This window comes from Pseudomonas sp. Q1-7 (assembly GCF_028010285.1).
Taxonomy (GTDB): Bacteria; Pseudomonadota; Gammaproteobacteria; order Pseudomonadales; family Pseudomonadaceae; genus Metapseudomonas.
This window is the reverse complement of the sequence record NZ_CP116304.1, coordinates 5,612,503-5,632,362: the sequence shown is the minus strand read 5'-3', so window position 1 is coordinate 5,632,362 and position 19,860 is coordinate 5,612,503. Positions and strand designations below refer to the sequence as shown.

Annotated in this window: 17 protein-coding genes; 7 read left to right on the top strand and 10 right to left on the bottom strand. The window is 64.4% G+C overall.

Translation table 11 applies throughout. The features are described from left to right. Positions 1-190: 190 nt before the first annotated feature. Positions 191-763, bottom strand: coding sequence for a xanthine phosphoribosyltransferase (locus PJW05_RS25885; protein WP_271409779.1), 573 nt, complete (start codon positions 761-763; stop codon positions 191-193). A gap of 45 nt (positions 764-808) precedes the next feature. After that, a complete protein-coding gene (gene rep, locus PJW05_RS25880; RefSeq protein WP_271409778.1) occupies positions 809-2,821 on the bottom strand; it encodes a DNA helicase Rep in 2,013 nt (670 codons plus the stop codon). 253 nt (positions 2,822-3,074) lie between these two features. Here rep and PJW05_RS25875 point away from each other — a divergent pair, with 253 nt between their 5' ends. After that, positions 3,075-4,748, top strand: coding sequence for a putative bifunctional diguanylate cyclase/phosphodiesterase (locus PJW05_RS25875; protein WP_271409777.1), 1,674 nt, complete (start codon positions 3,075-3,077; stop codon positions 4,746-4,748). 604 nt (positions 4,749-5,352) lie between these two features. Here the strand turns inward: PJW05_RS25875 and PJW05_RS25870 are convergent. Continuing rightward, positions 5,353-6,750: a NorM family multidrug efflux MATE transporter gene (locus PJW05_RS25870; RefSeq protein ID WP_271409776.1), complete on the bottom strand. Its 1,398-nt coding sequence runs from the start codon at positions 6,748-6,750 to the stop codon at positions 5,353-5,355. Between the two features lie 136 nt (positions 6,751-6,886). Between PJW05_RS25870 and PJW05_RS25865 the strand changes: the two genes are divergently transcribed. After that, on the top strand, positions 6,887-7,804 hold the full coding sequence (locus PJW05_RS25865) for a LysR substrate-binding domain-containing protein (RefSeq protein WP_271409775.1): 918 nt from the start codon (positions 6,887-6,889) through the stop codon (positions 7,802-7,804). A 174-nt stretch (positions 7,805-7,978) separates the two neighbouring features. Here the strand turns inward: PJW05_RS25865 and PJW05_RS25860 are convergent, their stop codons facing one another. The 4 genes from PJW05_RS25860 to PJW05_RS25845 form a co-directional block, all read right to left on the bottom strand. Beyond that, positions 7,979-8,989 (bottom strand): fimbrial protein, encoded by a 1,011-nt coding sequence (locus PJW05_RS25860; protein ID WP_271409774.1) that lies wholly within the window; start codon positions 8,987-8,989, stop codon positions 7,979-7,981. Positions 8,990-8,999: 10 nt separating this feature from the next. Continuing rightward, the gene (locus tag PJW05_RS25855; RefSeq protein ID WP_271409773.1) at positions 9,000-11,522 is read right to left on the bottom strand and encodes a fimbria/pilus outer membrane usher protein; all 2,523 of its coding nucleotides are present in this window, start codon (positions 11,520-11,522) and stop codon (positions 9,000-9,002) included. A 93-nt stretch (positions 11,523-11,615) separates the two neighbouring features. Next, positions 11,616-12,335, bottom strand: a complete 720-nt coding sequence (locus tag PJW05_RS25850) for a fimbrial biogenesis chaperone (protein WP_271409772.1) — start codon at positions 12,333-12,335, stop codon at positions 11,616-11,618. A 58-nt stretch (positions 12,336-12,393) separates the two neighbouring features. Then, entirely contained in the window at positions 12,394-12,969 is a 576-nt protein-coding gene (locus tag PJW05_RS25845; RefSeq protein ID WP_271409771.1) for a fimbrial protein, read from the bottom strand. A 119-nt stretch (positions 12,970-13,088) separates the two neighbouring features. Between PJW05_RS25845 and PJW05_RS25840 the strand changes: the two genes are divergently transcribed. Further along, positions 13,089-13,403 carry a hypothetical protein gene (locus tag PJW05_RS25840; protein ID WP_271409770.1) on the top strand — a complete coding sequence of 105 codons (315 nt, stop codon included), beginning with the start codon at positions 13,089-13,091 and terminating at the stop codon, positions 13,401-13,403. A 288-nt stretch (positions 13,404-13,691) separates the two neighbouring features. On the opposite strand, the gene PJW05_RS25835 is transcribed toward PJW05_RS25840, so the two are convergent. The 3 genes from PJW05_RS25835 to PJW05_RS25825 form a co-directional block, all read right to left on the bottom strand. After that, positions 13,692-14,504 carry a TlpA disulfide reductase family protein gene (locus PJW05_RS25835; protein ID WP_271409769.1) on the bottom strand — a complete coding sequence of 271 codons (813 nt, stop codon included), beginning with the start codon at positions 14,502-14,504 and terminating at the stop codon, positions 13,692-13,694. A 409-nt stretch (positions 14,505-14,913) separates the two neighbouring features. Continuing rightward, positions 14,914-16,410 carry a YifB family Mg chelatase-like AAA ATPase gene (locus PJW05_RS25830; RefSeq protein ID WP_271409768.1) on the bottom strand — a complete coding sequence of 499 codons (1,497 nt, stop codon included), beginning with the start codon at positions 16,408-16,410 and terminating at the stop codon, positions 14,914-14,916. Positions 16,411-16,448: 38 nt separating this feature from the next. Beyond that, positions 16,449-16,712, bottom strand: a complete 264-nt coding sequence (locus PJW05_RS25825; protein WP_271409767.1) for an accessory factor UbiK family protein — start codon at positions 16,710-16,712, stop codon at positions 16,449-16,451. A 410-nt stretch (positions 16,713-17,122) separates the two neighbouring features. Between PJW05_RS25825 and glnK the strand changes: the two genes are divergently transcribed. From glnK to sutA, 4 genes are all read left to right on the top strand, one after another. After that, on the top strand, positions 17,123-17,461 hold the full coding sequence (gene glnK, locus PJW05_RS25820; protein ID WP_003457590.1) for a P-II family nitrogen regulator: 339 nt from the start codon (positions 17,123-17,125) through the stop codon (positions 17,459-17,461). Between the two features lie 34 nt (positions 17,462-17,495). Beyond that, the gene (locus PJW05_RS25815; RefSeq protein WP_271409766.1) at positions 17,496-18,815 is read left to right on the top strand and encodes an ammonium transporter; all 1,320 of its coding nucleotides are present in this window, start codon (positions 17,496-17,498) and stop codon (positions 18,813-18,815) included. 138 nt (positions 18,816-18,953) lie between these two features. Then, complete coding sequence (locus PJW05_RS25810) at positions 18,954-19,379, top strand: secondary thiamine-phosphate synthase enzyme YjbQ (RefSeq protein WP_271409765.1); 426 nt, start codon at positions 18,954-18,956, stop codon at positions 19,377-19,379. 76 nt (positions 19,380-19,455) lie between these two features. Beyond that, positions 19,456-19,770 (top strand): transcriptional regulator SutA, encoded by a 315-nt coding sequence (gene sutA / locus PJW05_RS25805; RefSeq protein WP_271409764.1) that lies wholly within the window; start codon positions 19,456-19,458, stop codon positions 19,768-19,770. Positions 19,771-19,860: the final 90 nt, after the last annotated feature.

Sequence of the window (19,860 nt, the reverse complement as noted above, 5' to 3'; positions counted from 1 at the left end):
ATGGCTATGCGCGCCCCGGCTTGGTTCCTGGGTGGGGAGGCGCTGACCGGCCGCAGGAAGACACCGCCTGCGGTGAGGTGGAGGCACGACTGCCCGGCGCTCTGTAGCTGCGGATTCCGCCGAAGTGCGGTCGCGGATCGGGGGGCTGTGTGTCCGGGGCGAAGGGTGAGCCCCGGACGGGAAAGGGCGGTCAGTCGAGGAAGGTCACCTTGCCGTCGGCCAGGGAGGCCACGCGGGCCAGGGATTCGATCCGGTAACCCTCGCTTTCCAGCAGGGCGCGGCCTTCCTGGAAGGATTTCTCGATCACGATGCCCAGGCCGGCGACGCTGGCGCCCGCCTGCTGGATCAGGTCGATCAGCGCCTTGGCGGCGTGGCCATTGGCGAGGAAGTCGTCGATCACCAGCACCTTGTCGGCGGCGCTCAGGTGGCGGGCCGAGATGGCGATGGTGCTTTCGGTCTGCTTGGTGAAGGAGAACACCTTGGAGATCAGCAGATCGCTCTTCAGGGTCAGGGACTGGAACTTGCGGGCGAAGATCACCGGCACCCCCAGTTCCAGGCCGGCCATGACCGCCGGCGCGATGCCGGAGGCCTCGATGGTGACGATCTTGGTGACGCCCTGGCCGCGGAAGCGTTCGGCGAACTCATGACCCACCTGCTGCATCAGGCGTGGGTCGATCTGGTGGTTGAGGAAGGCATCGACCTTCAGTACCTGGTCGGACAGTACGATGCCCTCGTCACGAATCTTCTGTTTCAGCGCTTCCACGCCCTTACCCTCTTTAGTGGCCCGGTCTGCGCCGGGATTTTCTGATTACGACTTTTTCAGCATGGCACGGATGTCCGCCAGGGCCGTGTTGCCGCGAGCGGCCTTCACTTCCACCGGGGCATCTTCCATGCCTTCCCATTCCAGGTCTTCCTGGGGCAGTTCCTCGAGGAAGCGACTGGGGGAGCATTCGATGATCTCGCCGTACTGCTTGCGCTTGGCGGCGAAGGTCATGGCCAGGTTCTGCCGCGCGCGGGTGATGCCCACGTAGGCCAGGCGGCGTTCTTCTTCGATGGTGTCGGCTTCGATGCTGGAGCGGTGGGGGAGGATGTCCTCCTCCACGCCCATGATGAAGACGTAGGGGAACTCCAGGCCCTTGGAGGCGTGCAGCGTCATCATCTGTACGCCTTCGGCGCCTTCCTCCTCTTCCTGCTGGCGTTCGAGCATGTCACGCAGCACCAGCTTGGCGATGGCTTCCTCGATCGTCATGCCGCCTTCTTCATCGCGCTCCAGGGTGTTCTTCAGGGCGTCGATGAGGAACCAGACGTTGCCCATGCGGAAGTCCGCGACCTTGTCGCTGGAGGCGTTCTGGCGAATCCAGTTCTCGTAGTCGATGTCCATCACCATGCTGCGCAGGGCGGCGATGGGATCGGTCTGCGCGCATTGCTGGCGCACGGTGTCCATGAAGCGCTTGAAGCGCTGCAGGCGGTCGGTGAAGCGGCTGTCCAGGTGCTCGGCCAGGCCCATCTCGTCGCTGGCGGCATACATCGAGATGCCGCGCTCGGTGGCGTAGTTGCCGAGCTTCTCCAGGGTCGTGGAGCCGATCTCCCGGCGCGGCACGTTGATCACCCGCAGGAAGGCGTTGTCATCGTCCGGGTTCACCAGCAGGCGGAAGTAGGACATCAGGTCCTTCACTTCCTGGCGGCCGAAGAAACTGGTGCCGCCGGACAGGCGATAGGGCACCTGGTGGTGCTGGAGCTTGAGCTCCATCAACTTGGCCTGGTGGTTGCCCCGGTAGAGGATGGCGAATTCGCTGTAGGGCCGCTGGGTGCGCAGGTGCAGGGTGAGGATTTCCATGGCGATGCGCTCGGCCTCGGCATCCTCGTTGCGGCAGCGGATCACCCGGATCGGATCGCCCACGCCCATCTCGCTCCACAATTGCTTCTCGAACACGTGGGGATTGTTGGCGATGAGGATGTTGGCGCATTTGAGGATGCGGCTGGTGGAGCGGTAGTTCTGCTCCAGCATCACCACCTTCAGCGAAGGGAAGTCGTCCTTGAGCTGCATCAGGTTTTCCGGGCGTGCGCCGCGCCAGGCGTAGATCGACTGGTCGTCGTCGCCGACCACGGTGAATTGCGCGCGGTGCTGCACCAGCAGCTTCACCAGCAGGTACTGGCTGGCGTTGGTGTCCTGGTACTCGTCCACCAGCATGTAGCGCACACGGTGTTGCCACTTCTCGAGGATGTCCGGGTTGTCCTGGAACAGCTTCACCGGCAGCAGGATCAGGTCGTCGAAGTCCACCGCGTTGTACGCCTTGAGCGTGCGCTGGTAGTGCATGTAGACCACGGCGGCGGTCTGCTCCTTCGGGTTGCGCGCTTTGGCCAGCGCCTCTTCCGGTAGGATCAGGTCGTTCTTCCAGTTGCCGATGTAGCCCTTGATCTCGTCGACGCCGTCGTCCCCGGCGTACTCCTTCTGCATGATGTCGGTCAGCAGCGCCTTGATGTCCGACTCGTCGAAGATGGAGAACCCCGGCTTGTAGCCCAGGCGCGTGTGCTCCTTGCGGATGATGTTCAGGCCGAGGTTGTGGAAGGTGGACACCGTCAGGCCCTTGCCTTCGCTGCCGCGCAGGAGGGTGCCGACGCGCTCCTTCATCTCGCGCGCCGCCTTGTTGGTGAAGGTCACCGCGACGATGTGCTGCGCGCGGATTCCGCACTGCTGCACCAGGTAGGCGATCTTGCGGGTAATCACGCTGGTCTTGCCGGAGCCTGCGCCGGCGAGCACCAATAGCGGACCACCGACATAGTTCACGGCTTCCTGCTGCCGAGGATTGAGTCGGGACATGCTGGGGCTGGATCAAGGCGAATGGCCGCGCATTCTAGCAGGCCGGCCCGGCCGTACCGAAGTACCTCCGGGCAACTGTGATGCAACCCCTGTTGCAGGCGGGTTGCGCTTGGAAAATTCCGCACAGTCGGTACGATGGTTTCGCCTCCACCCGCGAATCGGGGAAGGCCGCACAGGGATGCGTGGTGAGAACGACGCCAAAAACGGCGCAAACTGGCGCGAAAGTGCCGCCTTATCCGACCAAGGGGGTCGTTTGTCTGCGCTCGAAGAGCCCGTGAGCATGCTCCTGCTGGCAGAGTCGCCGGCCTGGGCCGAACTGCTCCGCCAACGCCTGGCCGCGATGGGCAGCGCATCCCCCCTGATCACCGCCGCATCCTGGGACGCCGCCGGCAACCTGGCGGACGACCTGGACTGTGCCCTGCTCTTCTGCACCCCGCGACTGCTGCCCGCTGCCGGACGCTGTCCGCTGCCGGTCATCCTGCTGCTGGAGGAAGAACCCGTCGAAGCGCCCCAGGGCGTCAGCGACTGGCTGGTGCGCGAACACCTCGGTGTCGACACCCTGCGTCGCACCGTGCGCCATGTCCGCGAGCGGTGGAACCTGCAGCGCGCGCTGGAACGCCTGGCCGAGCAAGACCCGCTCACCGGCGTCGCCAACCGCCAGGGATTCCAGACCCTGCTGGCGGCGCGCCTGGTGGAGTACCAGGGGCGCGGCCTGGCCTTGGGTCACCTGGACCTGGACAACTTCCGTCACGCCAACGACGCCCTGGGCTACCAGGCCGGCGACCGCCTGATCCTGCAGGTGGTGGCGCGTCTCAAGGCGCAACTGCGTGCCGGCGACCAGTTGGCACGCCTGGGCAGCGATGAGTTCGCCCTGCTGCTGGATACCCGCCGCGACCTGGCCCGCGCCGAGCGGGTGGCCGAACGCATCGCCGAAGCCCTGGCCGAGCCCTACCAGGTGGACGGCGAAAGCCTGCTGCTCGGCTGCAGCCTGGGGATCGCCCACTCCCGGGCCAGCGAAGGCGCCGACCCGCTCATGTGGCATGCCCATATCGCCATGCAGCAGGCCAAGGCCAGCCAGGGCTGCACCTTTCACATCTTCGACGAGCGCATCAACCGCAGCGCCCGCAGCCGCGCCGACCTGGAAAGCGAACTGCGCCGGGCGCTCCGTCGCGACGAGCTGGAACTGCATTACCAGCCCAGGCTGTGCCTGAAGAGCGGCACTATCCTCGGCCTGGAGGCCCTGGTGCGCTGGCGCCATGCCGAGCGCGGCCTGCTCACCCCCAACGAATTCGTGCCCCTGGCGGAGGAAAGCGGCCTGATCGTGCCGCTCGGCTACTGGGTGATCTCTCGTGCGCTGCGCGACATGCAGTGGCTGCGTGGGCGCGGCCTGCCGCCTTTGCACATGGCGGTGAACCTGTCGTTCCGGCAGTTTCAGGACAGCCAACTGCTGTCCACCCTCAGCCGGCTGATCCACGAGCGCGGCGTCGACGCCCGTTGGCTGGAGTTCGAACTCACCGAAACCGCCGTGATGCGCCGTAGCGAACAGGTTCGCCAGACCATGGACGCCCTCGGTCAACTGGGCGTGCGTTTCTCCCTGGACGACTTCGGCACCGGGTTCTCCTCCTTCGTCCACCTCAACAGCCTGCCCATCGCCCTGCTGAAGATCGACAAGAGCTTCGTCGGCGGCATGCACGAACGGCCGGAAAACCGTCAACTGGTCAAGGCGATGATCAACCTGGCGCAGAACCTCAAGCTGGAAGTGGTGGCCGAGGGTGTGGAAAACACCGAGCAACTCTCGCTGCTGCGTCAGTTCGGTTGCGACCAGGCCCAGGGCTACTGGATCAGCCGCCCGCTGCCCCTGGCCGAGCTGGCGCGTTTCCTGGTGTTCGGCTCGCGCCAGGCGCTGTTCGCCAGCCAGGAGCCTTGAATCTCTCTTCGTCTGTGGGGGCGAATTCATTCGCGAAGGACAGCACAGCTGTCCCCATCGGGTTTGGGGGGCGAACCTACGGTCCGCTTGGCGATTGAAATGGCTCTGTCTGCGTTAAGTGTTGCTAGCAGCTCTGGCGCCTAGCTGATTTCCGAGTTCCGCTGAGGTTTCTGGTTTCGTCCCCCCGGACGAGTCACTTTCTCAGTCGCCGAAAGTAACCAAATGGCTTGCCCCTGCATCCGGCCCGACTGCGTCGGGTGCCCTCGCTGCATCCTTGCGCCGGGGGCACGGCGTGAGGGGCCATCCATGGCCCCGCACGCCTCTCGCGGCATCCATGCCGCTCGTCCCCCTCTGCAACGATTCCGCTCGGCCTCCTGAAGGGGCGGGGTCGCTGCCCCACCTTTCTCTGCTTGGTGTCAGACCGCTGGTGGCTTCAGGACTGTTTGTGCCTCGCCAGCGCGAGTCACCCCTCTACCTCTGGGAGAGGGGCGGGGGGTGAGGGCTGTGTCAGGCTGGCGCGGAGGCCTGAACGAACCGCGCTAGAGCCCTCCGTCTGAAACCACAACAGCTAACGCGAACATAGCCATTGAAATCGCCCCCACAGTCAGGAGCGAGCGGCCAGGCTCCTTGCTGGAGTGCCCATGTCCACTGGCCGCAACAACCGCGCCGTCTTCCACTCGAAGCCCAGGGCCAGCCCCAGCGCCGCGCAGGCCAGACCCAGTGCCAGGCCCCACCACACGCCTTCGGCGCCCCAGCCGAGGGGAAAGGCCAGCAGCCAGGCCGCCGGTGCGCCTATCAGCCAGTAGCAGACAAGGCCCACGAGGAAGGTGGTCTTGGCGTCCTTGAGGCCACGGATGGCACCCATGGCGATCGTCTGGGTCCCGTCGAACAGTTCGAACCAGGCAGCCACTGCCAGCAGGCTCACGGCCAGTTGCGCGATGCCCTGGAATTCCTCGGCCTCATGGTCGATGAACAACCCGACCACCCGCTCCGGCGCAACCCAGAACAGCATCGCGAAGGCGAGCATGCAGCCCGCGCCGAACCCGATACCCAGGCGCCCGGCGCGGCGCGCGTCTTCCAGCCGGCCGGCGCCAAAGTGCTGACCGATGCGAAAGGTCACCGCGTAGGAAATCCCCACCGGCACCATGAAGGCTACGTACACCGACTGGATAGCGATCTGGTGGGCCGCCAGCGGGGCATTGCCCAGGGCGCCCATGCACAGGGCGGCGAAGGCGAACAGGCCGGACTCCACCGCGTAGGTGCCGCCGATGGGGAGCCCCAGGCGCAGCAGTTCCCCCAGCGCCTCGCGGGACGGCCGCAGCAACCCCTTGAGCAACGGATAGGCGACATAGGCCGGGTTGCGCAGGATATGCCAGGCGAGCAGCAACGCCATGCCGTTCATCACCACCGCGGTCACCAGGCCGATGCCGGCCAGGCCCAGGCGAGGCAGGCCGAACAGGCCGTGGATCAGCGCATAGTTGAGCAGGAAGTTGGCCAGGGCGCCGCCGATGCTGATGGCCATCACCGGCCCCGGGCGGTCGATGGCGCTGGTGAAACCGCGCAGGGCCATGAAGCCCAGGTAGCCGGGCAGGGCGAAGATCAGGGTGGAGAGGAACTGCATGGCACCCTCGACGCTTTCCGGCGCCTGGCCGAACGCGAGCAGCAGGGGTTTCAGATTCCACAGCAGCAGGCCGGCGCCCAGCGCCATGCCCAAGGCCAGCCAGAGGCCGCTCTGGGTCAGCCGGGTGGCGCCGGCCTTGTCGTTCGCGCCCTGGCGAATGGCGACCAGGTTGCCCACGGCGGCGATCACCCCGACGCAGAAGATCGACACGAAGGAATAGCTGGCCGCGCCGAGACCGCCCCCGGCCAGTGCTTGGGGGCCGATCAGACCCATCATCACGGTATCGGTGAAAACCATCACCACGTGGGCCAACTGGGCCGCGATCAGTGGGCCGGCCAGGCGCAGGATGGCCAGCAGTTCATTGCGTATGCGTTGCGGCATGAGTAAGGCTCACTCTCCTGGAGAGCCGGCGAATACCCTCTACCGGCTTGGGATTCGCCAATTTTCCGAGCCTTGAACAAGGGGCACAAAAGGAAAAAAATGATGCCACGCATGACTTTGACTCATGGATGGCTTTATGTCCCGACGCCTGCCGCCCCTTTACGCCCTGCGTGCCTTCGAGGCCGCCGCCCGCCACGCCTCGTTCACCCGTGCCGCCGAGGAGCTGGCCATTACCCAGAGCGCGGTGAGCCGACATATCCGCACCCTGGAAGAGCATTTCTCCTGCCGCCTGTTCGAGCGCCAGGGCCGCAGCCTGCAGCTCACCGAACCGGCGCGGATGCTGCTGCCCGGCCTGCGTGACGGCTTCGATGCCCTGGAGCGGGCGTGTATCACCCTGCGCGTGGATGACGCCACCCTGCGGCTGAAGGCGCCTTCCACCCTGACCATGCGCTGGCTGCTGTCGCGGCTGTCACGCTTCCGTCATTTGCACGACGACATCGAAGTGCAGCTCACCAGCGCCTGGATGGATGTGGACAAGGTGGACTTCCAGCACGAGCCCTTCGATTGCGCCGTATTGCTCAGCGACGGCCACTTTCATCAGGACTGGGAAGTGACGCTGCTGTTCAGCGAATGGCTGATTCCGGTCTGCGAGCCCAAGGCCGCTGCCGAGCCCTGGACGATCGAGCGCCTGCAGACTACGGAGTTGCTGCACCCCACGCCGGACCGCCGCGACTGGCGCCGCTGGCTACAGTGCATGGGCCTGGGAGAGGCGGTGTCGCTCAAGGGCGGCCAGGTGTTCGACACCCTGGAACTGGGCATCGTGGCCGCTGCCCGGGGCTACGGCGTGTCCATCGGTGATCTGGTGATGGTGGCCGAGGACGTGGTCGAGGGGCGCATCGGCCTGCCCTGGCCCACGGCGGTGGCCAGTGGCGACAGCTACTACCTGGTCTGGCCCCGCGCCCGCAGCGGTCAGGATCGCCTGCGTCGACTGCGGGACTTCCTCCAGGCGGAAGTGGCGGCCATGCAGTTGCCGGAGGTGGAGCTGTTGGGCTAGGAACCGGGCTTGGAGTCGCAGCCCGGATGAAATCCGGGAGCGGTGGTGGGGCTTTTCCCGGACTCCATCCGGGCTACCACTCGGGTTTCGAGTGGAGTGGCTTGGCTGCATGATCGGCTGCAGGGGGCGAATTCGCCCCTGCAAGGTGAGCAACCTCGTAGTCCTACAGGCGGCCTAGTTGTACTCGATCACATAGGTCATGGTGGCATTCGCCTTGCCCGGCTTGACTTGCCCGGAGGTCAGGGCGTATTTGGCGGTGCCGGAGAAGCGGTATACCTCGCCTTGTGGTTCCGATCGCAGGTGATCGATCTTGATCTGGCGCGCCTTGGCGAAGGGTAGCTTGACGCCCTTGTTGTCCACCAGGGAAATGCCTATGCCGCTGGCCACGCCCGGCGTCCCCGCGCCGGAGAGTGCGAGCATTCCGTCGGCGCTGGAATTGCCCTCGAAATAGACCCTCACCGGGGGAGGGGTGGTGGGTTTCAGGCCTTCACAGCGCACGTCGAAATTGAATGGCCGTTCGGTGGCACGGCCCGACGTGAGGTTCTCGATGCTTTCTTTGCCCATTTGCACATCCACTACGGCATTGACCGCCGAGCAACTGCTGAACAACTCGCTTATCACCTCCGAGTTGCCCCCAACTGTGACGGTGTACTGTAGAGTAGGGTCGCCCCGCGTGCTCAGCTTCACCTTGAAATTGGTGGGCAAGGTTCCGGAGGATACGGAGGTATCGGTGCGAACGAGTTGGATGGTCAGGGTGCGCACGCTGTAGTCGTTCGACCCTACTGGGTAAACACCCCTGGGAGCGTAGACGACGTAGGTATCTGCAGTAAACGTTAATCCGGTCCTGAGCGCGATGCCCGGTATGTTGGTCTCGAAGAAGTCATCCTTCTTGATCAGGTTCAGTCCTTCGACCTCTACCATTATCAGTGGACCGCCGTAACACCAGAAGCGGTCGTTCTCCGTCCAGCCAGTGGGTATCGTAATCGTTGCAAGCACGCCGCCTACCGGGGCAGCGTCCAGGGTGATACGGGGGGGCAGCGTGACGAATTTCTCCGTTGGGTGGGGAGACCTCTGAATGCAGTATTTCGGGAAGTTGGCTCGGGAGGCGAATGCGTCTGTCCAGGCGAGGCTGGCGGTGAGGGCCAGGCTGCTCAGGAGCAATTTGTTCAGAACGTTGCGGGTCATGATGGCTTGGTCAGAGTGGTGGCTTGGCGGGTGACTGGCGGCAGGCTGCGACGACCCGTTCGTAGGCCAGGTCCTTGTTCGCCGGCGGCAGGCTATAGCTGGCCGAGCAGGTGCTGCTGTCCCAGCGCACGTCTATCCGCCCCGCATCCTTGACACCGAATACCAGCAGGCGCGAGAGGTTGTCGACGATGCCGAGGTTCTTGCCTTCCTCGTCGAAGGCCTGGGCACCAAAGGGGATCTTCTTGCCGTTGTCCAGGGCCAGTTCGAACTGCAGGCGGCGGCCCGTGACGGCGGTGAAGCGGCTCTTCACCACGGCGCCACGGGTGGGCACGATCATCTGGGAGTTCTCGGTGATCTCGGTGTCGGTGCCCAGGGTGGTGGTGTCCAGGTTCACCCAGTTGTAGCGGTAAGGTTGGGCATAGGGCACCACGGCGTAGCCACGACTGTCGGTACGGATTGCGCTGTAGCTGTCGAGGCCGACGCCGCCGACGTCCGGGACTTCCACCAGGGCGAAGGTTTCACCCACCTGCTGGCCGAAGGTGACGCCGCCGCTGTGGAGCACTACCGAGCCGCTGGCACCCAGGTCCATGTGCTTGTTGTCCCGTGCCTGGCTGTAGTTGGCGCTCAAGGAGGCTTTGGCGGTGTCCCAGCCGAGGCCGAGGCTGCCCGAGCCGCCATTGTCCTTGCTGTAGCTGGTCTGGGCGGAATAGTTGACCGTGTTCTGTTCATCCAGGTAGCCAGACACGCCGCTCTGCAGGCTGGAGTCGCCGTGCTGCGAGGAGATGGCGCTGGCAAAGGCGCGGTGCGAACGGCGCGAGCTGCCCAGGGGAATGCTGATGGATGCGGTGAACTGGGTGTCGGATTGACCCACCGGACCGGTGTCCTGGGTACGGGATACGGCCAGACTGTAGCTGGCGTCCTTCACGCTGCCGCTGTAGCCGAACTGCCAGCGGCGAGTGTTGCCCTGGCGGTTCCAATAGGTGGTTTCGCCCGCGCTGAGGTAGATCGAGCTCCGGCGGAAAAGGGTCTGGTTCACCGTCAGGTCAAGGCGGCTTTTCTGCCGTCCCAAGCTGAGGCCGCTCAGGTATTCGGGCGATGACAGGTCTTCGACGTGCTGGCTGAGGGTGCGGTAACCCTCGGTCGAATAGCGGTAGCCAACCATGGTGAAGTTGGTATCGGTGGCATTGATGGTCTTGGAGTAGAGGAAGCGAATACTCTGGCCCTGGTTCCTGCCGCCCCGGCGGGTATCCGACTGGCTGTGGGTGATGTCACCCGACACGCCGCCGTAGGGCGTGTTGAGGCCCACGCCGGCGTTGACCGCATTGTATTTGTCGGCCGCGAGCAGGCCGCCGTAGCTGGTGACGTTGTCGCTCAAGCCGTAGACGGTGGTGCCCTGGACGAACTTGGGCGAGGGTTGATCGTCGGTGTGGTACTCGCCTGCCGAGAAGGCGTAGCGCAGGCTGCCCTTGCGCGTCATCACCGGCAGGTAGGAGTAGGACTGCTTGAAGGTCCGTTCGCGGCCGTCGGATTCGATGATCTTCACTTCCAGATCACCATTGGAGCCGCTGGGGTAGATGTCGGTAATCTCGAAAGCGCCCGGCGACACACTGGTGGAGTAGATCACGTAGCCGTTCTGGCTCACTTCCACCGTGGCATTGGTTTCGGCGATGCCACGCACCACCGGCGCGTAGCCGATCTCGTTGTCGGGCAGCATGCCGATGTCGGACTTGAGCTGTACGCCGCGCATGCGGACGCTGTCGAAGATGTCGCCCTGGGTATACAGCTCGCCCAGGGACAGCGTGCCCTTCAGTCGGCGGATATCGCGCTCAAGGAAGGTGCGGCTGCTGGTGAACTTGTTCTTCATGCCGGTGCCGCCGCTCAGCGACGAGTCGTTGCGCAGGCGCCAGCCGAACAGGTTCAGGCCGTTGCGCAGGCCGATGTAGCGGTAGTCGCTGGTCTGGCCATGATTGCTGTTGTGACTGAAGTTGGCCTGGTAGTTGGTGAACAAGGCCGTAACGCCGTCATCCCAGAGGGACGGGTCGACATAACCGCGAGCCTGCCGTTGGACGTACATCTGCGGGATGCTGACCAGCAGGGCCAGGTTGTTGACGTCGAATTCCACCGAGGCGCCGGGCACCAGTGCGGCGATGTCCAGCGGCGTGTTGTTATCGAGATTGGCCGGGATGAGGTTGTCCCGCATCAGTCTGGGCACGTCGACGCCGAGGTCCCTGAGCATCCCCACTTGAATGACCGGGCGGACTTCACCGGTTTCGGGGCTTGCGCTGAAATTGACGTCTTGGCGCCGGGACATCCTCTGGTTCAGGTAGATGTCGACGCTGTATGAACCGGGCAGTATCGAACTGCCCTGTTCAAAGTACTTGAGATCGACCGGAGTGCCACTTCTAATCAGGAATTCGTCGTTGAACTCCGCGGCCTGGGTTATATAGGGAAGTGCGAGTCCCAGAGCCATTAAGCAGGATGGCCCGGAATAAGCGGCAATCTTGAAGTTGAACTTTTTCCGGAAAATGGCCACGAGTTTATTCCTTGGGTTAACTTCTCAGGCTTCACCTGAGAAGAACTTTTCGTATCTGGGTAAGCGCGGGCTGATTTGCCTTGCGGGTACTTCTCAGTTAGTCAGGGGGCTGGAGTGCGTTTCGGTTGCGCCGTAATCATTTACGTTCTGGAATTCAACCTTCATACCGCCGGCCGAAACATTGGCGGGCAGTCCTTTGATATCGAGGCTTTGCTTCGACTTGGGCGGGACCATATCCGCCGATACGTCGTAGGACTTGCTGCCGTTCTGTAACTTCACACTGGCGAAAGACACATGGAAGGCCGAGTTATTGGTCACTTCCACCATGGCCTTTCCGCCTTGCCGGGTCAGGCGCCATTGCAGTTCCTTGGGCGCATCGGCGACGGCCCCCGGCAAGCCGACCGGGCGGTAGAACACCTTGATGCGCTGGCGCAAGGCGATCTGCAGGGAGTTGTCGGACTTCGATTTCTGCGGAATTTCCTGGACGTTCAGGCGGAACACGGATTCGCGGTCCGTCGGGAGGCCCTGGCCTTGGAACAGGATGCGCAAGGTCTGCTGCTTGTTGGCCCCCAGTCGGCTGAGGGGCGGGGTGATGGCGAAGGGCACTTCCGCGGTGACAGCGGCGCTTTCGGCTTCTATCCAGGACTGGATCATGACGTCCTGGGGGGCCTGGTTCTTCACCAGGATCGACGCTTCCTTGGCGGGGGCCTGCAGCACGACACGGGTGCCGCCCAGCGTGATACCCGCGTTGGCCAGGCCGGAAGACAGCAACAGGAGGCCGGCCCAGAGAGTTCTGGATGACAGTAGTTTCATGTTGATCTCGCGTCTGGAGAAGAGGGGTATGGAAATACCCCTCTGTTTACGGCTTGACTTACTTGTAAGTCAGGGTGAACGGCAGGGTGCCATTGGCGGTACCGGCCGTGGGGGTGGCGGAGCCGGACTTCACGTAGCCAGCGCGGAAGTCCAGCTTGGCGCTGAAGTTGGAGCCGCTCTGGGTCAACGGGGCATCGATGGTTTCGTTGGCGGTCAGGTTCAGCAGTTTGTTGTTGCTGTCGTAGAGGCCAATACCAACGCCGGTGGCGGTGCCGTTGGTTTTCAGCAGGTTGACGTTGTTGGCGTCGATGCCGGAGCCGGTTTTCGGGTCGAAACGCAGGCTGACGGTGTTCAGGCCGGTGCCGGTGTTGCCGCAGTCCAGGCTCAGGTTGATGTCAGTAGCAGCGGTGACACCGCCGCCGGCGGTGCCGCCGAGGGAGTCGATGGAGACCTTGCCCAGGTTGACGGCGATGGTCTGGTTGCCCTGGCTGCCACCTACGCCGGTGCCGGTCATGCTGCAGGAGGCGGCGGTGATTTCACCGGTGAAGTTGATGGTGCCGTCGGCAGCCATTGCGCTGTTTGCCAGTACACAGGATACGGCTGCGGCCAGCAGGCCTTTCATGGAGATATTCACTATAAAGCTTCCTTTTTGCTAATTAGGGCGTTGCGTGATTGCGCTCTGTTGAGCACTCGGAAATTCTCAAGGAAGTTGAAAGGGGCATCAATTAATACAAGTCCGCAGGGTGGGGGTGAATGTGCTTACGGATTTGTAGGGCAATTCATACAGCAGGCCAAATTGCAATTCATGGCGCGGGAGAGTCCGCTGCGTTCGTCTATATAAAGACAGGCAGCCCGCGCGCGACGGTATTTGAATTGATTCTTATGTGTTGTCTGGCCGGCTTATCGCGGCGGGCCTCTGCTAGAGCGACTTTTGCGGGGCTTGCGATGTTTTTAGGTTTTCTGGGAGTTGTGGGTGAACTTCATTATGAAGAAGGGGTTCTTTCTTCATTGATTCGCGTCATTGCATTGCGAGAGTCTGCTCTTATTGGTGGTTGCCAATCGGGCTGAAGTTCTGGTTGTAGGAAATTTCATGAAGTTTGTGAGGTCAGGTCTTATGTGTGCTCAACGCCTCATTAATTGATATCACGGCCCGTGATAAAGAGGGTGAAAGTTTCCACCACAGTTGCGCAGGTAGGCGCTCAGCGGCCAAACCGCGCTGTTCCGGCAGATGGCGGACGCTCATGGTTGTCATGCCTTCCGGCATGCGACTCGGGATCGGTTGGCAGTTTGGCGAACTGCCGTGAAGTAAGTGATCGCGTACAGCGCCTTATCCGGCGCGGCCCCGCTCGATGTGCCTCAGGGCTGTTTATCGGCCAGTTGCCGCAGGCCATGGGTGAGGCTGGCGCTGGAAAGCTCCCCCATGTGGCTGTGCTGTAGCCGGCCGTCCGGGTCATAGAAGAGCGTGGTGGGCAGGCCGAAGGAACCTGTGGCCTGGCCCAGTCGGTTGCCGCTGTCCAGCAGCACGCCGCTGGGGGCCAGGCCTTGTCCGGTGAGGTAGCGGGTCACCACGTCGGCGTATTCGCCCTGGTTGACCAGCAGGAAGCGCACGTCCGGATGGGCCTTTTGCGCGGCCTCCAGCACGGGCATTTCGCGGCGGCACGGCGGGCACCAGGTGGCCCAGAGATTGATCACCAGCGGGCGGCCGTCCAGCTCACGCAGCGCCACCGGCCGACCTTGCAGGTCCATCAGGCTCAGTGCCGGAAGTTCCCGACTGCGCTCCAGCGCCGAGACCATCGCCTGGGCGCCTCCCCACAGGCCGCCACCCACCAGCAGGGCGATGGCCAGCGAATGGCGAAGGCCCGGATTGCGCCAGGCGAGCCCGGCGCCCACCAGGGCCGCGACGACCAGTCCCGGCCAGGGCAGGAAACCGCCGTCACGGATATCCACAAGGCTCAGCGGCGCCGCGCTGTAGTGCTCGAAGTAGTTCCCGGCGAAAGCCAGTCGCGCCGCCAGCAGGCCGCTTATCAGCATGGCGAACAGCGCTCCCTCGGGATTGGCCTTGCGCTTGCGGCCGGCCAGCCAGCCCGCGAACAGGGCCGCGAAGAAGCCGAGGTAAAGCAGCGCGTGCTGGGTGGGGATGGCGAATGGGCCGAGGTTGAGGCTGGTCATGCCGGACTCCGGGAAACGAGGCGGCAAGTATCGCAGCCCGACGCCGGTGCGGCGCGGCCGGGCTGTGGATAAATGTTTCCGTTCGCAGCCGTCAACGCACAAGGGGCAGGTGGTTCTCGTATTGGTCGAGGAGGTCGCCGATCACACCCTCGTGGTTGGCGAAGCGCGGCAGGACGTAGAGCCGGCTGGCGTTTTGCGGGATTCAGGACGGAATCTGCCCGAACAGCGCCTGGGCCCGGTTGCGGGCCGGGGCGCTATCGAGCACCGCGGAGCGGAAGAGAGCCGGCGGGTTGAGGGTGTATCGCGACGACTGAATATTGGGTAGCTCTATTGCGGCCGAAGTCTTGATAGCTTTATTTGCTTGTCGAACGCGGCACTCCCCTGCCTGCGGGGCGTGGGCTGCGCCTGCTCAAGGCTGGGGCTCGGGCCGATATTGCAGGGCTTCTCCCAGGTGATGGCGGGCGATCCGCTCGACCTGCTCCAGGTCGGCCAGGGTGCGCGCCACTTTAAGCAGTCGATGGGCGGCGCGCAGGGACAGGTTGAGGCGTTCGCAGGCCTGTTCCAGCCAGAGGCGGTCGGCGCTGGCCAGGGCGCAATGCTGGCGCAGGCCCTTGAGGTCGAGGAAGGCATTGGCGCAGCCCTGGCGCTGGAGCTGCACACGCCGCGCCCGCGCCACTTCGGCGGCCGCTTCCGCGCTGCCGGGGCCGGTACTGGCGGGCGGCTCCAGGGCGGTGGCTTCGCGGGCGACGGTCAGGTGCAGGTCGATGCGATCCAGCAGCGGGCCAGACAGCCTGGTGCGGTAGCGCTGGATCTGCTCCGGGGTGCAGCGGCAGCGTCCGCCGGGGTCGCCGAGATATCCACAGGGGCAGGGGTTCATGGCCGCGACCAGTTGGAAGCGCGCAGGGAAACGCACCTTGTCATGGGCACGGGCGATGACGATTTCGCCGCTTTCCAGGGGTTCGCGAAGAACTTCCAGCACCTTGCGATCGAACTCCGGCAATTCGTCGAGGAACAGAACACCCTGGTGGGCCAGGGTGATCTCGCCGGGTTTTGGGCGACTGCCGCCGCCCACCAGCGCGGCGCCGGAGGCGCTGTGATGCGGCTGCCGGAACGGCCGTTGCGGCCAGGCCTGCAACGGTGCGTGGCTGGCCACCGAATGGATGGCGGCCACTTCCAGGGCTTCCTGTTCTTCCAGGGGCGGCAGCAGGCCGGGCAAACGGCTGGCGAGCAGGGTCTTGCCGGTGCCCGGCGGCCCGCAGAACAGCAGGTTGTGGGAGCCGGCCGCGGCGACCAGCAGGGCACGCTTGGCGGCGGCCTGGCCCTGGACGTCGGCCAGGTCGGGGTAGGGCGGGCGTTCCTGCAGCAGACCCGTCGCGGCGTAGGGGGCCAGGGGCGTGTGCCCGGCGAAGTGCGCGGTCAGTTCCAGCAGGTGCCCGGCGGCCAGCACCTTCAGGCCACTGGCCAGGCTGGCCTCCTCGGCATTTTCCCGTGGCACCACCAGGGTGCGCCCGGCGGCGCGTGCGGCCAGTGCGGCGGGCAGTACGCCCTGCACCGGGCGCAGGGCGCCGGAGAGGGCCAGCTCGCCCAGGCATTCGATCTCTTCCAGGGCGCTGGCCGGCAGTTGGCCGCTGGCGGCGAGCACGCCGAGGGCGATGGCGAGGTCGAAGCGACCGCCATCCTTGGGCAGGTCCGCCGGGGCGAGGTTGAGGGTGATGCGGCGGGGTGGGAAGTCGAAACCGCTGTTCTGGATCGCGCTGCGCACGCGGTCCTTGCTCTCTTTCACGGCGGTCTCCGGCAGGCCCACGAGGGTCAGGGACGGCAAACCGTTGGCGAGGTGGGCTTCGACGGTCACGGCAGGGGCTTCGACGCCGACCTGCGCGCGACTGTGGACGATGGCCAGGGACATTGATCACTCCTTGATCGGTCCGCCGGGCCGGAGCGGGATCACTCCGCCGGCGGCGGGTTCAGCTTGGCTTCCAGTTCCGCAACCTTTGCCTCCAGCGCTTCCAGGCGCGCGCGGGTACGGGCGAGGACCACCATCTGGCTGTCGAACTCGTCGCGGCTGACCAGGTCGAGCTTGCCGAAGGCACTCTGCAGCAGCGCCTTGAACTGGGTCTCGACTTCAGCGCGGGGCAGCGGACTGTCGCTGCTGAACAGGCGCGAGGCCGTGGAGGCGAGGGTATCGAGCAGGGCTTTGGGCGGCAGCATGGTGGGTATCCGTCAGTGAATGGGCGGAGTCTATCACGGGGTTTCCGCGTGTCGGGCCGCGCAGGTTGCACACTTTTTGAGCGGCGCCCTGGGGCGTTGCGCACCGATTTGGTGCGATAGAGGGGCCGGGACCCCTGTGCCGAAACGGTACCAGGCCTCTATCTGCTTGAAAAAACGCACTTTGTCCGGAGCTGGCAAGATTTCTGCTTGGAGCTGGGTGACGCATGCACCGATGCAGTTCCGGTGCACCGGGCGAGGCGGGGGAGTGTTTCGCCAGAAGCGGTTGGTTGGCGTCGGGGGTGCCGTGCGTGGGCGGGCCGACGCGTTACAAAAGCCAGACACTGCGCTTAGACTTGAGCCGGGTTCGCGTTTTCCCTGGGGCAAGTCAACCAAACACGGGAGAGAGTTTCATGAAGCTAGTCACCGCCATCATCAAGCCTTTCAAGCTCGACGACGTGCGCGAGTCGTTGTCGGAGATCGGCGTGCAGGGCATTACGGTCACCGAGGTCAAGGGCTTCGGGCGGCAAAAGGGCCACACCGAGCTGTACCGTGGCGCTGAGTACGTTGTCGATTTCCTGCCGAAGGTGAAGATCGACGTCGCCATCGCCGACGATCAACTGGACCGCGTGATCGAGGCCATCACCAAGGCAGCCAATACCGGCAAGATCGGTGACGGCAAGATTTTCGTCGTCAATCTGGAACAGGCTATCCGTATCCGTACCGGCGAAACCGGCACAGACGCGATCTAAGCCGCCGAACCCCAACGCCCCAGGAGAAAACAACATGACTCTGCGTAAAGCCGCAGGGCTAGGAGCCCTTTTGTCCCTCGTTACCCCCGGCCTGGCCATGGCCGCCGACGAGGTTGCGCTGAACAGCGGTGACACGGCGTGGATGCTGACCGCTACCGCGCTGGTGCTGTTCATGACCATTCCCGGCCTGGCGCTGTTCTACGGCGGCATGGTGCGTTCCAAGAACGTTCTGTCGGTGATGATGCAGTGCTTCGCCATCACTGGCCTGATCAGCATCCTCTGGGTGCTCTACGGCTACAGCCTGGCGTTCGATACCACCGGCATGGAGAAGGGGGTAGTCAACTTCAGCTCCTTCTTCGGTGGCTTCTCCAAGGCCTTCCTCAGCGGTGTGGGTGTGGACAGCCTCGTAGCGGCGTTCCCCGAGAGCGTGTTCATCACCTTCCAGATGACCTTCGCCATCATCACCCCGGCCCTGATCGTGGGTGCGTTCGCCGAGCGCATGAAATTCTCCGCCATGCTGATCTTCATGGCCGTCTGGTTCACCCTGGTCTATGCGCCCATCGCCCACATGGTGTGGAGCGGCGACGGCGCCCTGATGTGGGACTGGGGCGTGCTGGACTTCGCCGGTGGCACCGTGGTGCACATCAACGCCGGTGTGGCCGGTCTGGTGGCTTGCCTGGTGCTGGGCAAGCGCAAGGGCTATCCGACCACCCCGATGGCTCCGCACAACCTGGGTTACACCCTGGTCGGCGCCGCCATGCTGTGGATCGGCTGGTTCGGCTTCAACGCCGGCTCCGCCATCGCCGCCAACGGCACCGCTGGCATGGCCATGCTGGTGACCCAGATCGCCACCGCCGCCGCGGCCCTGAGCTGGATGTTCGCCGAGTGGCTGACCCACGGTAAGCCGAGCGCCCTGGGTATCGCCTCCGGTGTGGTCGCCGGCCTGGTTGCGATCACTCCGGCTGCCGGCACCGTCGGCCCGATGGGGGCGCTGATCATCGGCCTGGTCGCCGGCGTGATCTGCTACTTCTGCGCCACCAGCCTGAAGCGCAAGCTGGGCTACGACGACTCCCTGGACGCCTTCGGCGTGCACGGCATCGGCGGCATCGTCGGCGCCCTGCTGACCGGTATCTTCGCCGCGCCGGCCCTGGGTGGCTTCGGCAGCGTGGACGACATCGGCGCCCAGTTCTTCATCCAGCTCAAGGGCGTGGTCGTGACCGTGGTCTACACCGGTATCGTGACCTTCGTGATCCTGAAGGTGCTGGACGTGGTCATGGGCCTGCGTGTCAACGAAGAGGAAGAGACTGTCGGCCTCGACCTGGCCCAGCACAACGAGCGCGGCTACAACCTCTGATCCCGATGAATTCCCCGCTCGGCAGTTGCCGGCGGGGATGTCGGTGGAAAAGCCGAAAAGGGCGCCGCAAGGCGCCCTTTGCTTTTTCATCGGCCGCGCTAGAATGCCGCCCGTACGAGCCGAGACAGGTAGTGGCGGATGTGGCGGCAGACCCTGATCACCTTGCGTCCGAGGCCGCGTGGCTTCCATCTGGTCACCGCGGAAATCCTCGCAGCGTTGCCGGAACTGCGGCGTTACCGCGTCGGTCTGTTGCACCTCTGGCTGCAGCACACGTCGGCTTCCCTGACGGTGAATGAGAACGCCGACCCGGCCGTGCGGCGGGACTTCGAGCGGTTCTTCAATCGCCTGGTGCCCCAGGGTGAAAGCGACTATGAACATGATGATGAAGGGCCGGACGATCTGCCCGCGCACTTCAAGGGCAGTCTGCTGGGCTGCCAGGTGAGCCTGCCGGTCCGCGACGGACAACTGGCAATGGGCACCTGGCAAGGTATCTACCTGGGGGAACACCGCGACCAGGGCGGTGCCCGCCGGGTGTTGGCGACCTTGCACGGCGAGTCGCCCTGAATTTTTTCCGGCAGCGTTAGAAAGCTGGCGCAGCTGGGCTATAACTAACCTGCTTTGGCAAGGCATGAGGTAGAACATGAGCGACGAAGAACTGGAACAAGACGAGCTGGAATCGGCCGACGAGGACGAAGGCGAGGAACTGGCTGCAGCCGATGATTCCGACAGCGACGACGATGGCGAGGCCGCCGCCCCTGCGGGCAAGAAGGCCAAGGCCGCCGTCGAGGTCGAGGAGATGCCCAGCATCGAGGCCAAGCAGAAAGAGCGTGATGCCCTGGCCAAGGCCATGGAAGAGTTCCTGGCCCGTGGTGGCAAAGTGCAGGAGGTCGAGCCCAACGTGGTAGCCGACCCGCCAAAGAAGCCGGACAGCAAGTACGGCAGCCGCCCCATCTGAGGCCGGCACCCGTCGAAGAAGCCCGCCATTGGCGGGCTTTTTCATGGGCGATGGACACGGGATGGGGAGGACTCTTGCGGGAGCGAATTC